At 70.6% G+C, this 13,187-nt stretch carries 16 protein-coding genes and 1 riboswitch; of the genes, 11 read left to right on the top strand and 5 right to left on the bottom strand.

Annotation, left to right across the window (positions count from 1 at the left end; genetic code table 11):
• Window positions 1-15: 15 nt before the first annotated feature.
• From H0S67_RS17050 to H0S67_RS17045, 3 genes are read right to left on the bottom strand one after another with little or no spacing between them, the layout of a single operon-like run.
• On the bottom strand, window positions 16-867 hold the full coding sequence (locus H0S67_RS17050; RefSeq protein WP_180933997.1) for a universal stress protein: 852 nt from the start codon (window positions 865-867) through the stop codon (window positions 16-18).
• A 6-nt stretch (window positions 868-873) separates the two neighbouring features.
• The gene (locus H0S67_RS25735) at window positions 874-1,203 is read right to left on the bottom strand and encodes a hypothetical protein (RefSeq protein ID WP_246354833.1); all 330 of its coding nucleotides are present in this window, start codon (window positions 1,201-1,203) and stop codon (window positions 874-876) included.
• Window positions 1,191-2,537 (bottom strand): APC family permease, encoded by a 1,347-nt coding sequence (locus H0S67_RS17045; protein ID WP_246354832.1) that lies wholly within the window; start codon window positions 2,535-2,537, stop codon window positions 1,191-1,193. The genes H0S67_RS25735 and H0S67_RS17045 overlap by 13 nt, the downstream gene beginning before the upstream one ends.
• Window positions 2,538-2,699: 162 nt before the next feature.
• Between H0S67_RS17045 and H0S67_RS17040 the strand changes: the two genes are divergently transcribed.
• The 5 genes from H0S67_RS17040 to H0S67_RS17020 all read left to right on the top strand — a co-directional run bounded on the left by H0S67_RS17040 (window position 2,700) and on the right by H0S67_RS17020 (window position 6,589).
• A complete protein-coding gene (locus H0S67_RS17040; protein WP_219635314.1) occupies window positions 2,700-3,293 on the top strand; it encodes a DUF1269 domain-containing protein in 594 nt (197 codons plus the stop codon).
• 37 nt (window positions 3,294-3,330) lie between these two features.
• Window positions 3,331-3,756, top strand: coding sequence for an HIT family protein (locus H0S67_RS17035; RefSeq protein ID WP_180933996.1), 426 nt, complete (start codon window positions 3,331-3,333; stop codon window positions 3,754-3,756).
• Between the two features lie 79 nt (window positions 3,757-3,835).
• The gene (locus tag H0S67_RS17030) at window positions 3,836-4,603 is read left to right on the top strand and encodes an SDR family NAD(P)-dependent oxidoreductase (RefSeq protein ID WP_180933995.1); all 768 of its coding nucleotides are present in this window, start codon (window positions 3,836-3,838) and stop codon (window positions 4,601-4,603) included.
• Window positions 4,604-4,772: 169 nt separating this feature from the next.
• Window positions 4,773-4,933, top strand: a riboswitch (cyclic di-AMP (ydaO/yuaA leader).
• Window positions 4,934-4,935: 2 nt separating this feature from the next.
• Window positions 4,936-5,457, top strand: a complete 522-nt coding sequence (locus H0S67_RS17025; RefSeq protein ID WP_180933994.1) for a C40 family peptidase — start codon at window positions 4,936-4,938, stop codon at window positions 5,455-5,457.
• Window positions 5,458-5,572: 115 nt separating this feature from the next.
• A complete protein-coding gene (locus H0S67_RS17020; RefSeq protein ID WP_180933993.1) occupies window positions 5,573-6,589 on the top strand; it encodes a DUF3048 domain-containing protein in 1,017 nt (338 codons plus the stop codon).
• 18 nt (window positions 6,590-6,607) lie between these two features.
• Here the strand turns inward: H0S67_RS17020 and H0S67_RS17015 are convergent, their stop codons facing one another.
• Entirely contained in the window at window positions 6,608-7,183 is a 576-nt protein-coding gene (locus H0S67_RS17015; protein WP_180933992.1) for a TetR/AcrR family transcriptional regulator, read from the bottom strand.
• Window positions 7,184-7,417: 234 nt separating this feature from the next.
• Here H0S67_RS17015 and H0S67_RS17010 point away from each other — a divergent pair, with 234 nt between their 5' ends.
• From H0S67_RS17010 to H0S67_RS16990, 5 genes are all read left to right on the top strand, one after another.
• Window positions 7,418-7,942 (top strand): hypothetical protein, encoded by a 525-nt coding sequence (locus tag H0S67_RS17010; RefSeq protein ID WP_180933991.1) that lies wholly within the window; start codon window positions 7,418-7,420, stop codon window positions 7,940-7,942.
• 88 nt (window positions 7,943-8,030) lie between these two features.
• Window positions 8,031-8,588: a YqgE/AlgH family protein gene (locus tag H0S67_RS17005; protein WP_180933990.1), complete on the top strand. Its 558-nt coding sequence runs from the start codon at window positions 8,031-8,033 to the stop codon at window positions 8,586-8,588.
• Window positions 8,589-8,615: 27 nt separating this feature from the next.
• The gene (locus H0S67_RS17000) at window positions 8,616-8,879 is read left to right on the top strand and encodes a DUF3039 domain-containing protein (protein WP_180933989.1); all 264 of its coding nucleotides are present in this window, start codon (window positions 8,616-8,618) and stop codon (window positions 8,877-8,879) included.
• Window positions 8,876-10,681: a DEAD/DEAH box helicase gene (locus tag H0S67_RS16995; RefSeq protein WP_180933988.1), complete on the top strand. Its 1,806-nt coding sequence runs from the start codon at window positions 8,876-8,878 to the stop codon at window positions 10,679-10,681. Before H0S67_RS17000 ends, H0S67_RS16995 begins: the two co-directional genes overlap by 4 nt.
• 30 nt (window positions 10,682-10,711) lie before the next feature.
• On the top strand, window positions 10,712-11,353 hold the full coding sequence (locus H0S67_RS16990; RefSeq protein ID WP_180933987.1) for an IclR family transcriptional regulator: 642 nt from the start codon (window positions 10,712-10,714) through the stop codon (window positions 11,351-11,353).
• A gap of 3 nt (window positions 11,354-11,356) precedes the next feature.
• On the opposite strand, the gene H0S67_RS16985 is transcribed toward H0S67_RS16990, so the two are convergent.
• Entirely contained in the window at window positions 11,357-11,830 is a 474-nt protein-coding gene (locus H0S67_RS16985; RefSeq protein ID WP_219635313.1) for an Lrp/AsnC family transcriptional regulator, read from the bottom strand.
• Between the two features lie 80 nt (window positions 11,831-11,910).
• Here H0S67_RS16985 and hppD point away from each other — a divergent pair, with 80 nt between their 5' ends.
• Window positions 11,911-13,137 (top strand): 4-hydroxyphenylpyruvate dioxygenase, encoded by a 1,227-nt coding sequence (gene hppD / locus H0S67_RS16980; RefSeq protein WP_180933986.1) that lies wholly within the window; start codon window positions 11,911-11,913, stop codon window positions 13,135-13,137.
• Window positions 13,138-13,187: the final 50 nt, after the last annotated feature.

The raw sequence follows: 13,187 nt of genomic DNA, 5'->3' as shown, positions 1-13,187 counted from the left end.
CCCTGGGCGCCACGTCTATCGGGCGATCACGACCGGGCAGCGGGCGTGGTGCAGGACGTTCTGGCTCACCGAGCCCAGCAGCAGGGAGCGGAACGCGCCCCGACCGCGCGACCCGACCACCACGAGCGCCGCCTGCTCGGAGGCGTCGCACAGCACCCGCGAGGTGGAGCCGGCCACGATCTCGCGGGTCACGTCGACGGACGGGTGCTTGCGCACGTCCTCGGCGAGGGCCTCCTCGATGACGGGTTCGGCGTTGCCCAGCTCGCGGGCGTACCTGTCGCCGACGAACCTGCTGGCATACGGCGGGCCGGGGGAGAGCGTGTGGAGCACGTGGAGCGCCGTCAGCGGCAGCGACTCGCGCTCGGCGTGCTCGAAGGCGAACTCCAGCGCCGGCTTGCACTCCTCGGAGCCGTCGACCCCCACGACCACGCTCTTCGCGTCGGGGTTCGACTGCTCGCGCACGACGATGACGGTGCAGGGGGCGTGGGCGGCGACGTGCTGGGTCACCGACCCGATCATGGCGCCTGAGATCCGTCCGTGCCCCCGGCTGCCGAGGACGATCACCGACGTGGGGTCCGCGGCGACGATCAGGGCAGGGGCCGGTCCGGCATCGACGATGTCGAGGGCGTCGTCGTCGAGGGCGACGGCGGCGACCGCAGCGCGGGCGTCGGCGGTGACCTCCGCGATGCGGGAGCGCTCCCAGTCCTGGTCGAGCTCGGTGACCTGCCGCAGCCGCATGTCACCCGTGGCCAGCAGGACCCGCACCGACGCACCGGTCGACCGGGCGTACCCGGTGCCCCAGGCGAGGGCACGCTTGGCGTCCGGCGAGCCGTCGTACCCCACGAGCACCGATCCGGGCTGAGACATCGCAGGTCACCGACCTTCCGTGTGTTCCGGGGCCGCCAGGCCCTCCTCCTCGGGGAGGACGACCTCGCTGATCATCTCCTCGATCTGCTCGGCCGGCAGTCCCACCTGCATCGCCCAGAAGTAGATGATCATGCTGAACACCGCGACCACGAGCATGTCCCACCACAGGTGGAGCCAGCCCCCGGGTCCGAAGGTGCTGACGTAGACGATGATCCCCATGCCGATGAGGTAGGGCGGCAGCCACACCGCCGAGCGCCAGTTCAGCACCGGCGGCTTGTCGTTGAGGTGGAAGATCCGGCTGATGGCCAGGATGGCGTAGCCGATCAGGATCGCCACTCCGAGCTTCCAGTCGGTGGTCCAGCCGACCACAGGATGATCAGGTTGGCCACGAAGAACGCGAACGGCGACAGCACGCCGGCCCACGGCAGCCGGTAGGGCCGCTCGGCGTCGGGGAGGCGGCGCCGGAAGACACCCAGGGACAGCGGGGCCCCGGCGTACATCAGGACGCTCGCGCTGGTGATCAGCCCGACCAGGGACTGCCAGCTCGGGAACGGCAGGAAGCAGATGCAGCCGGTGATGAACGCCGCGATCAGGCCGACCCACGGCACTGCGCGGGTGTTGGTCCACTCGAACATGGTCGGGACGTAACCGTTGCGGCTCAGCCCGTAGGAGACCCGGGAGCTGCCGGTCGTGTAGATCAGGCCGGTGCCGGCCGGCGAGATGATCGCGTCGGCGTACAGGATCGCGGCCAGCCAGCCGAGGCTGATCAAGGTCGCCACCTCCGCGAACGGGCCGGTGAAGACCGTGTAGTACGCCGAGCTGGCGGTGGAGGACCAGGTCGGGCCGATCGCGCTGGAGGGCAGCGCGAGGAGGAAGGCCACTTGCAGTAGGACGTAGATGGTGATGCCCAGCACGATCGAGCCGATGATCGCGAACGGGATGTCTCGGCGGGGGTTCTTCGCCTCGCCGGCCAGCTGGTCGGCCTGCTCGAAGCCGAGGTAGCTGAAGATGATACCGCTGGTGGAGACCGCGGCGAGGATGCCGTGCGCCCCGCCGGGGTTGAAGCCATTGGCGGCGGTGAAGTTCGACGTGTTGAAGCTGGTCACCGCAAAGACGAAGATCGTGAGCAGCGGGATGGCGACCTTCCACCAGGTGGCCGCGCTGTTGGCGGCCGCCAGCCTGCGGATGCCGAGGAAGTTGATCGAGGTCAGCAGCGCCATCAGGATCACCGCCACGACGAGCCCGGTCGTGGTCAGCACGCCGGTCTTGGGATCCAGCCAGCTGTGCGCGAATGAGTAGTGCTGGCTGTAGGTGATCATCGCCGACACCTCGATCGGCGCGACCGTCGCGGCCTGCAGCCATGAGAACCACCCGAACGACGCGCCGGCGAAGCCGCCGAAGGCGTAGTGGGGGAAACGCGCCGTACCGCCGGAGACGGGGTACATGCCGCCCAGCTCGGCGTGCACCAGGGCCAGGACCATGATGACCACACCTGCGATCAGCCAGGAGATGATCGCCGCGGGCCCGGCGACGATCAGTGCCTCCTTCGGCGTGAACAGCCAGCCGGACCCGATGATGGACCCCATCGACGCCCAGGTCAGGCCGACCAGCCCGACCTCGCGTTTGAGGGACGTCGTGTGTCGCGCCGGAGCGCCTGCTGGAGCTGCCATACCGGGACCTCCCTCGTGGTGGAGAGGTCTGGCCAGACACTGGTCAGACGCGTCCATGGTACGGCGTTTGGGGCTGGTGGGACCCCCCGGAAATTGATGACCCGTGGGGCCCGTGGTCTTCATCCCCAGCGGGCGATGCCACTGGTGCGGGACGCGACGAGCATGGTCCGCGACACGAACGTCTCCCAGGAGGAACAGATGGCCAAGCAGGAGAAGGACACCCTGTACGTGATCGCCGCGGCGTACGACGACGTGGATGCCGCGGTCGCGGACTACGAGGCGGTCAAGGCGCTCTACCGTGAGGTGAAGGCATCGCACGACTTCGACGCCGCCGTCATCTCGAAGGATGAGGACGGCAAGGTCCACATCGTCAAGAAGCACGAGCAGCCGACCCGGCACGGCGCCGCGAAGGGCCTCGGCTGGGGCCTCGCCGCAGGCGTGGCAGCCGCGTTGTTCCCGCCCGTTGCGATCGGGATTGCCACCGCCGGGGCTGGGGGCGCCGCGATCGGTGCGGTCGTCGGCCACGCCACTGGCGGCATGTCCCGCGGGGACCTCAAGGACCTGGGGGAGACCCTCGACGCCGGACAGGCAGGCCTGATCGCGGTCTACGAGACCAACATGGCCGACCAGATCGCCGCCAACATCAAGGCCACCAACCGGATGATCACCAAGGCGACCGACCTCGCGGCCGACCAGCTCGCCGCGGACATGAAGGCTGCCGAGAAGGCCGACAAGGAGGCAGCGGCCTCCGCCTGACACGGCGCGCCGTCCTCGCCGGCGCTAGCCTGCGCCCGTGAACGACTGCGTCTTCTGCTCGATCGTGGCGGGGGAGGTCGCGGCCGACGTGGTGCTCGACACCGACCAGGTCATGGCCTTCCTCGACCGGCGGCCGCTCTTCAAGGGCCACGTGCTCCTGGTACCGCGGGAGCACGTGGTGACCCTGCCCGACCTGCCCGCCGCGCTCCGTGACCCGTTCCTCGCGGCCGCCCAGCGGGTCGCCGCCGCGATGGTCGACGGCCTCGGCGCCCGGGGATCCTTCGTGGCCATGAACAACACTGTCAGCCAGTCGGTGCCCCACCTGCACCTCCACGTCGTGCCGCGCACCAAGGGCGACGGGCTGCGCGGCTTCTTCTGGCCGCGGCACAAGTACGCCGACGACGCGGAGCAGTCGGCGTACGCCGCGCGGCTGCGGGCCGCGCTCGACCACCCCGGTTCCTGACCCACGCGACGTCCTAGGGTGTGGTCTCGGCATGCTCGACCACCGAGAGCACCTCGCACACCGAGATCAGGGAGTCATCATGGGCCGTTTTGACGGGCGCGTCGCTGTCGTCACCGGAGCCGCTCGCGGCATCGGGTTCGGGACCGCCACGCGGTTCGCCGAGGAGGGTGCGTCGATCGCGATCATCGACCTCGACGAGACGGCGGCCGCCGAGGCGGCCGGCAGGCTCCCGCTCGCCGATGGTGCGAAGGCGGTCGGCATCGGCTGCGACGTCAGCAACGGCGAGTCCGTCGACGCGGCGGTCGCCCGGGTGGTCGACGAGCTCGGTGGCATCCACATCCTCGTCAACAACGCCGGGATCACCCGCGACAACCTGCTCTTCAAGATGACCGAGGACGACTGGGACCTGGTCATGAACGTCCACCTCAAGGGTGCGTTCCTGATGACCAAGGCCGCCCAGAAGCACTTCGTGGAGCAGAAGTACGGCAAGATCCTCAACCTCTCCAGCGTCTCCGCGCTCGGCAACCGGGGCCAGGCCAACTACTCCGCGGCCAAGATGGGTGTGCAGGGCTTCACCCGCACCCTCGGCATCGAGCTCGGCCCGTTCGGCATCAACGCCAACGCCATCGCCCCCGGCTTCATCGCCACCGAGATGACCGACGCGACGGCCGCCCGCCTGAAGATGGACGTCGAGGAGTTCCGCCGGCTCAACGCCGAGGCCAACCCGGTCCGTCGGGTCGGCTTCCCGGAGGACATCGCCGCCGCGGCCGCGTTCCTGTGCAGCGACGAGGCGTCGTACATCACCGGGCAGACGCTGTACGTCGACGGCGGCGCAAAGCTGGGTTGACGAAAAGCCGTGTTGACGACCGGATCCGTGTGACCTCGGTCGCTCCACGGCCGAATCCCTCCCCCAGACGGGGGAGGGACGGTGGATAGGGCTCGCCCATCTGCCTAGGTTTCTCGGGTCGCGTTCGCGACCGAGCCCGGGTACGCCGAATCCTGCCCACCCGGGCTCGTCCCCCGAGATGCTGAGGGCAGGAGTGGGGGACCCACAGGTTCCACCGCCGCACCTCGCGTGCGGCTCGGGGTGAAGCCGGCGCCCACTCGGGCGGGCCCGGCGGAGGACTTTCCACCTCCAACCCGACAGCTCACCTCACAGGCGTGGGAAAGGCCCGTTCCATGTCTGCACGCCTGCGCGCCCTCGTCGCGCTGCCCGCTCTCCTCCTGAGCCTCTTCACCGCCGTCGTGGCGACCGGTGTCTCCACGGCCCCCGCGGCCGACGCCGCCACGAAGCACCACTCCGCCCACCACGCCAAGGCGCCGTCGCGGAACGCCAAGATCGTGCACGCCCGCAACATCGCCCTGCACCAGCTCGGCGACCCCTACGTCTACGGCGCCGCCGGCCCGAAGGCCTTCGACTGCTCCGGGCTGGTGTTCTACAGCTACCGCCACGCGGGCTTCTCGGTGCCGCGCACGTCCAGCGAGCAGGCGGCGCACGCCCGGCACATCCCGAAGAGCCACCTGCGCACCGGCGACTTCATGTTCTTCACCGACGGTGGCGGCGTCTACCACGTCGGCATCTTCCTGCGCTGGCAGCACGGCCACGCCCTGATGCTCCATTCGCCGCGTCCCGGCCAGCACGTGCAGCGCGCCGTCCCGTGGACGAGCAGCTGGTTCGCCGGGACCCTGCGCGGCATGTGACGCTGGTCCGGCTGCTACGTTTCCGGACTGTCCGGGCGGGCGCGCCTGCTTTCGGCGGGCGCGTCTTCCCTTCACACTTGAAGTCGACCTTTTCACTAGACGAACGGAGCCCACTGTGCGCCGTGCCCCCCTGCCCGCCGTCATGTTGATCGCCGCGAGCCTGGTGCTCGCCGGTTGTGGTGGCGGCGACGACGGAGCATCCACCGGGGACAGCTCGCCGGCCTCGCAGAAGGTCGCCGGCGGCTCGACCCTGGACTCGACGTGGCCGCTCACCGGCCTGCCGGTGTCGGGAGACCAGAGTGCGTCCCAGGGCCACCCGGTCCTGGTCGCCAAGATGGACAACACCGAGGCCAGCTCGCCCCAGATCGGCCTCTCCAAGGCCGACATGGTGGTCGAGGAGCTGGTCGAGGGCGGTCTGACCCGTCTGGCGGCGTTCTACTACTCGACGATCCCCGGCACGGTCGGCCCGGTGCGCTCCATGCGCGCCAGCGACATCGGCATCGTCTCGCCGGTGAAGGCCGACGTGGTGACCAGCGGTGCCGCGTCCCGCACCATCGCCCGGATCAAGGGCGCGGGCATCAAGTACTTCACCGAGGGGTCCAAGGGCTTCGCGCGCGACAACAGCCGCAGCGCGCCGTACAACCTCTTCGCCAACCTCACCGACGTCGCCTCGACGATCAAGCAGGCCGACGCCCGGCCCGCGGACTACCTGCCGTGGGGCAGCGAGAAGGACATGCCCAAGGGGCAGCCGGCGAAGAGCATCGCCGCGACGTTCTCCGGTGGCCACACCACCAACTGGACCTACTCGGGCAAGGGCTACGTCAACCAGAACACCTACGCCGCCGACGGTGACGAGTTCCCCGCCGACACGGTCCTGGTGCTGCGAGTCCAGGTCGGCGACGCCGGCTACCTCGACCCGGCCGGCAACCCGGTGCCCGAGACCAAGTTCACCGGCACGGGCCCGGCGATGCTGTTCCACGACGGTCGCCTGGTGAAGGGCATGTGGAAGAAGAGCACCCTCGGCTCGCCGCTGAGCCTGTCGACGAAGGCCGGCAAGCTGACCGTGCCCGCCGGCCACACCTGGATCGAGCTGGTCCCGGCCAACGGCGGCAACGTCACCTACAAGAAGTAGTCACTCGCCCCACGCCGGTCACTCGCCGGCCGGCAGCTCCACGCCGGCGTCGGCGAGTGCCTGGAAGCCCGCGAGGATGAACCCGATCGCCGTCTCGACCCTGGTCGCGGCGGCGATCGGGTCTTCTGCGCTCGAGACCGACTCGCCGGCGGTGGACATCGCGCCGAAGAAGATCCGGGCGAACGTCTGGAGCATCGCCTCGTCGAGCTCCCAGGGGCCCGCGCTCAGCACCGCCCGCACGATCTCCAGGACGTTGGCGAACGTCGAGCGCTCCTCCTGCTCGCGGTAGCGCTCGTAGCCGAGGACCGAGGGTCCCTCCTGGATCACGATCCGGCGGTAGCCGGGCTCCTGGACCACGCCGAGGAACGCGCGCAGCCCGGCACGCGCCTTCTCCCACGGGTCCTGGTGACCCCGCAGCGACTTCTGGATCCGCTTCGAGGCGTCGGCCTCCACCCGCTCGAAGACGGCCTCGAAGAGCGCCTGCTTGCCGCTGAAGTGGTGGTAGAGCGCGCCCTTGGTCACCTGGGCGCCCGCCACGATCGCGTCGAGCGAGGTCGAGGCGTAGCCGTTGGTCGTGAAGAGCTCCTCGGCCACGTCGACGAGCGCGCGCTTGGTGGACGCGGAGTACTGCTGGCGCCGGCTGGCCCCCGGGACGCCGGGCCTTGGACACGAGCTTGGAGACCGAGGACTTGCTCACTCGCGAAGTGTAGGGACCGCGGGCCCTGCCGGGTGACTGGCATCACCGCGCGGCGCTTTGCATACCGTCGGTACGTCGCCGTACTCTGGGTACGTACTCACGGTATGTGAGCGACAGAGAAGGAGCCCCCCATGACCTGGACGTCCTTTCACCGCCGCGGAGAGATCCTCCGCACCGTCACCGCCACCGCCGACCGTCGTCGCGACGGCGTCCTCCCGATGGACGTCGAGGGCGTGGCCGAGACCTTCGGCGACGAGCTGTCGTTGCTCGCCGCCCTCCAGCTGCGCTGGCACACCCGACTGTCGGGCCGCATCGAGCGCGAGCTGATGAACCAGCCGATGGACCTCGAGGCGGCCGTCATCGCCGCCTGGCAGGGCACCGCCGAGGAGCTGCCCGGCATTCGGGCGATCATCGACCGCTACCGCGCCGAGCCCCTCGACGACGCGATGGCGACGGCCATGGTCAAGTCGGCCGCCAAGGAGCACATCCTGCTGGCCGTGATGGCCGGCCGGGTCAGCGCGCACGACGCGACCGCCGCCCGCATCGGCGAGGCGATCGAGGCGTCGGCGCGCGCGTCGTTCCGGCCGGTCCGTCGCCACGCGGACCCCGGCACCCCCAGCCTGCTCGGCAAGATCAGGGCCGCGCTCGCCGCCTGACCGACCGCGCGGGTCGCCCGTTCCGAGGGCGACCCGCCCGGCGGTCGAAGGTGGTGCCACCCGCCGTCCGGTGGGTGATGATGGAGCCATGACCGAGGTGCGGGCGGGCATGCTGCTGGTGGCCACGCCTGCCCTGCTCGACCCGAACTTCGTCGACACCGTCGTGCTGCTGCTCGACGTCGACGAGAACGGCGCCCTCGGGGTCGTGCTGAACCGGCCCTCGGTGGTGCCGGTCGCCGACGTGCTGGCCGACTGGGGCGAGGTCGTCGCCGAGCCCGAGGTGCTCTTCCACGGGGGGCCCGTGAGCACCGAGGGCGCCTTGGCGGTGGCGCTGCTCCGGGCCGAGGACGACGTCCCGGTCGGCTTCCGCGAGGTCTCGGGCCAGCTCGGCCTGGTCGACCTCGACACGCCGGTCGAGCTGCTCGACGGCAGCCTGCAGGGGATGCGGATCTTCGCCGGGTACGCCGGTTGGGGGGCCGACCAGCTGCACGGAGAAATCGCCGAGGGCAGCTGGTACGTCGTACCCTCGCAGCCGCTTGACGTGTTCCGCCTCGACCCGAGCGAGCTGTGGCGCGACGTCCTGCGTCGCCAGCCCGGCGAGCTGGCGTGGCACTCCACACGTCCGGCCGACCCGGACCTGAACTGACACCTTCCTGAACTAGAGTGGGGCCCTGTGACCACCATCGGATTCTCGACAGAGACAGACGTCCGAGAGGACCGACGTACCGTCCCGACCGATGAGGGGGACCACGAGCGGTTCTCGCACTTCGTCGACAAGGACAAGCTGACCGAGGCCATGGTCATGGGCACCCCCGTCGTCGCCCTGTGCGGCAAGGTGTGGGTCCCCAGCCGGGCTCCGGAGAAGTACCCGGTCTGCCCGGAGTGCAAGGAGATCTGGGAGTCCATCAACGACGACTCGGGCGAGGGTGACGAGTGACGGGACGGCCCGACGCCGACGACCCTGCCCAGCTCGACCTCAGCCCCGCACTTCCTCCCGCCTACCCCGACCGCGCGGCCTGGGGCACGGCGCCGTCGCTGCGAGCCTGGCAGGCGGCGGCGATGTCGAAGTACTTCACCGAGTCGCCGCGCGACTTCCTGGCGGTGGCGACCCCGGGCGCCGGCAAGACGACGTTCGCGCTGTCGGTGGCGGCCGAGCTGCTCGGGCGCCGGGTGGTCGACCGCATCACGATCGTGGCGCCGACCGAGCACCTCAAGGTCCAGTGGGCCGAGGCGGCCGCGCGCGCCGGCATCCCGATCGACCCGACGTACGCCGCGGGCAAGGGCAAGACGTCGGGCGACTACGTCGGCATCGCGGTCACGTACGCCGGGGTCGCGGTCAACCCGCTCGCGATGCGGATCCGCACGGAGCGGTTCAAGACGCTGGTGATCCTCGACGAGGTGCACCACGCGGGCGACGCGCTTTCGTGGGGCGAGGGGGTGCGCGAGTCGTTCGAGCCCGCCACCCGCAGGCTCGCGCTGACCGGCACGCCGTTCCGCTCCGACGTGAACCCGATCCCGTTCGTGACCTACGCGCCGGGCGACGACGGCATCCCGCGCTCGGTCGCGGACTACGCCTACGGCTACGCCCACGCGCTGGCTGACCACGTCGTGCGTCCGGTGCTGTTCATGGCCTACTCGGGCGAGATGCAGTGGCGCACCCGGGCCGGCGACGAGATCGCGGCCCGGCTCGGTGAGCCGCTGACCAAGGACATGACCGCGCAGGCGCTCCGGACCGCGCTGGACCCCACCGGCTCGTGGATGCCCTCGGTGCTCGCGGCGGCCGACAAGCGGCTCTCGGAGGTACGCCGCCACGTCCCCGACGCCGGCGGGCTGGTCATCGCCAGCGACCAGGACTCCGCACGGGCCTACGCCAAGCTGCTGCGCGCGATCAGCGGCGAGGCGCCCACGGTGGTGCTGTCGGACGAGAAGGCCGGCTCGAAGAAGATCGCGACCTTCACCGAGAGCCTGGACCGCTGGATGGTGGCAGTCCGGATGGTCTCGGAGGGCGTGGACGTGCCGCGGCTCGCGGTCGGCGTCTACGCCACGACGTACTCCACGCCGCTGTTCTTCGCCCAGGCGGTCGGCCGCTTCGTGCGGGCCCGCAAGCGCGGGGAGACGGCCTCGGTGTTCCTGCCGTCCGTGCCGACCCTGCTGGGCCACGCCTCGGAGATGGAGGTCCAGCGCGACCACGTGCTGGGCAAGAAGATCACCGACGAGGGCGACATCTTCGCCGCCGAGGACGCGCTGATGGCCCAGGCGAACGCCTCCGAGGCCGCCTCGTCGGAGCTGGAGTTCTCCTTCGAGGCGCTCGGCTCGCAGGCGACGTTCGACCGGGTTCTCTACGACGGCGGCGAGTTCGGGCACTCCGGCGAGGTGCACGTCGGGTCGGAGGAGGAGATGGACTTCCTCGGCATCCCCGGCCTGCTCGAGCCCGACCAGGTGCGCGAGCTGCTGCACTCGCGGCAGAGCGAGCGGGCGCGCAAGCAGAAGCGCACCGCCGGGGCCGGCGAGCCCGACACCGTCGCCCAGCTGTCGACCCACGAGCAGCTCGCCGTGCTCCGGCGCGAGCTCAACGGTCTGGTCGCCGCCTGGCACCACCGCACCGGGCAGGCGCACGGCATCACCCACGCCGCGCTGCGCAAGGAGTGCGGCGGACCGGCGGCGGCGGTGGCGACCGCCGACCAGCTGCACGCGCGGATCGACCGACTCCGGGAGTGGGCGGCCCGGAAGTCCTCCTGACTCCGGCCGCCCGCGCCCTAGACTCGGTCCATGCCGGCCGAGACCTCACAGACGCTCGACCGCGGACTCCGCGTGCTCGACCTCCTGGCCGCGTCGCCGGGCGGTCTCACCGTCACGGAGCTGGCCGGCCGGCTCGAGGTCAACCGCACCGTGGTCTACCGCTTGGTGAGCACGCTGGAGCAGCACGCCCTGCTCCGCAAGGACGGCCACGGTCGCCTGCACGTGGGGCTGGGCGTCCTCCATCTCGCCTCGGCCGTCCAGCCGGTGCTGCGCGACCTGGCCGTGCCGGTCCTGCGGGCGCTGGCCGAGCGGGTCGGCTGCACCGCGCACCTGACGGTCGCCGACGGTGAGGAGGCCCTGGCGCTGGCCGTGGTCGAGCCGTCGTGGACCGACTTCCACGTCAGCTACCGGGTCGGGTCCCGGCACCCGCTGAGCCAGGGCGCCGCGGGCAAGGCGATCCTCCTGGGCCGTGCCGCGCGGGCGGAGGCGGCGCCGTTCGAGGTGACCGAGGGCGAGCTGCAGGCAGGTGCCCGCGGGGTGGCGGCGCCGGTGCGCGGGGTCGACGGCCTCGAGGCCAGCGTCGGCATCGTGACGCTCGGCGAGCTGGACGTGGCCTCGATCGGACCGCTGGTGGCGGCCGCCGCGGCCGAGGTCGCCGGCCGCCTGTCCTGAGCCCTAGGTCCCCGCGCCGCGTGCCAGTGGCAGCACCCGGTACGGCACCTGGGTGGCGAGGGTGATGACCGTCGAGCTCCGCACGATCGCCGGGTCCTTGAGGACCAGGTCGATGACCCGCTGGAGGTCGGTGTTGGAGCGCGCGACCACGCGCGCCCACATGTCGCCGGCACCGGTGATCGTGTGCGCCTCGAGCACCTCGGGGATCGCCGCGAGGTGCCGGCCGACGGTGTCGTGGCCGCCGTGGTCGCTGGTGTCCTGGCGGATCTCGAGGGTGAGGAACGCCGTCACCGGATAGCCGAGCGCCTCGGGGGAGAGCTCGGGACCCCACCCGGTGATCACGCCCCGCTCGACCAGCCGGTCGAGCCGGGCCTGGACGGTTCCCCTCGCGACCGAGAGCCGGCGCGACGCCTCGAGCACCCCGATCCGGGGGTCCTGCGCGAAGAGGTCGATCAATCTGCGGTCGAGATCGTCCATGGCTGGCCTCCGACTGGACAAGTTGCGCACCGGTTCGTCGTACTGTTGCACACTCTGTCCGCGATCTGCAGGCTGTGCTCATGACGTCCACCCAGGAGACCAAGTCCACCGGCGGTGCCCTCACCGTCGACGAGCTCAAGGCCGACCTGACGCTCGACCAGCTGCAGCAGCTGGTCGGCCTGGTCGAGTACGACGAGGACGGCGACGTGTTCCCGGTGACCGGCTGGGACTCGATCGTGTTCGTCGTCGGCAACGCGACCCAGACCGCGCACTACTACCAGTCGGCGTGGGGCATGCAGCTCGAGGCCTACTCCGGCCCCGAGAACGGCAACCGCGACCACAAGTCCTTCGTGCTGCGGTCGGGCTCGATCCGCTTCGTGATCAACGGCGCCGTCGACCCGGACAGCCCGCTGGTCGAGCACCACCGCAAGCACGGCGACGGCGTCGTCGACATCGCCCTCGAGGTGCCCGACGTCGACAAGTGCATCGCGCAGGCGCGCCGGGCCGGCGCCACGGTCGTCCGCGAGCCCGAGGACGTCACCGACGAGCACGGCACCATCCGGATCGCCGCCATCGCGACGTACGGCGAGACCCGGCACACGCTGGTCGACCGGTCCCGCTACGACGGCCCGTACCTGCCGGGCTACGTCGCGGCCGAGAGCACGTGGGTCAAGCGCGACGGCGAGCCGAAGCGGCTCTTCCAGGCGCTCGACCACATCGTCGGCAACGTCGAGCTCGGCCACATGGACGAGTGGGTCGGGTTCTACAACAAGGTGATGGGCTTCGTGAACATGGCGGAGTTCATCGGCGACGACATCGCGACCGACTACTCGGCGCTGATGTCGAAAGTGGTCGCCAACGGCAACCACCGGGTGAAGTTCCCGCTCAACGAGCCGGCGATCGCGAAGAAGAAGTCGCAGATCGACGAGTACCTCGAGTTCTACCGCGGCGCCGGGGCCCAGCACCTCGCGCTCGCCACGGGCGACATCCTCGCCACCGTCGACGCCCTGCGCGCCAACGGCGTGGAGTTCCTCGACACCCCGGACTCCTACTACGAGGACCCCGAGCTGCGCTCGCGCATCGGCCAGGTGCGGGTGCCGATCGAGGAGCTGCAGAAGCGCAAGATCCTCGTCGACCGCGACGAGGACGGCTACCTGCTGCAGATCTTCACCAAGCCCCTCGGCGACCGCCCGACCGTCTTCTTCGAACTGATCGAGCGGCACGGCTCGCTCGGCTTCGGGAAGGGCAACTTCAAGGCCCTCTTCGAGGCGATCGAGCGCGAGCAGGACAAGCGCGGGAACCTCTGACGATCACATGTAACGCGGTGTCCACGGCACCTGGGCGGGGTTGCAACCCC

Origin of the sequence: Nocardioides ungokensis, from assembly GCF_013466985.1 — a bacterium.
GTDB classification, from domain to species: domain Bacteria; phylum Actinomycetota; class Actinomycetes; order Propionibacteriales; family Nocardioidaceae; genus Nocardioides; species Nocardioides ungokensis.
Note: the sequence above shows the minus strand (reverse complement) of the source record. Positions and strands in the feature narration are given on the sequence as shown.

Coding starts and splice junctions, on each gene's coding strand:
- H0S67_RS16990 (WP_180933987.1), top strand. CDS start 10,712: ATGCCGGCCGAGACCTCACAGACGCTCGACCGCGGACTCCGCGTGCTC.
- H0S67_RS16985 (WP_219635313.1), bottom strand. CDS start 11,830: ATGGACGATCTCGACCGCAGATTGATCGACCTCTTCGCGCAGGACCCC.
- H0S67_RS17005 (WP_180933990.1), top strand. CDS start 8,031: ATGACCGAGGTGCGGGCGGGCATGCTGCTGGTGGCCACGCCTGCCCTG.
- H0S67_RS17030 (WP_180933995.1), top strand. CDS start 3,836: ATGGGCCGTTTTGACGGGCGCGTCGCTGTCGTCACCGGAGCCGCTCGC.
- H0S67_RS17045 (WP_246354832.1), bottom strand. CDS start 2,537: ATGGCAGCTCCAGCAGGCGCTCCGGCGCGACACACGACGTCCCTCAAA.
- hppD (WP_180933986.1), top strand. CDS start 11,911: ATGACGTCCACCCAGGAGACCAAGTCCACCGGCGGTGCCCTCACCGTC.
- H0S67_RS17040 (WP_219635314.1), top strand. CDS start 2,700: ATGGTCCGCGACACGAACGTCTCCCAGGAGGAACAGATGGCCAAGCAG.
- H0S67_RS17025 (WP_180933994.1), top strand. CDS start 4,936: ATGTCTGCACGCCTGCGCGCCCTCGTCGCGCTGCCCGCTCTCCTCCTG.
- H0S67_RS17010 (WP_180933991.1), top strand. CDS start 7,418: ATGACCTGGACGTCCTTTCACCGCCGCGGAGAGATCCTCCGCACCGTC.
- H0S67_RS17050 (WP_180933997.1), bottom strand. CDS start 867: ATGTCTCAGCCCGGATCGGTGCTCGTGGGGTACGACGGCTCGCCGGAC.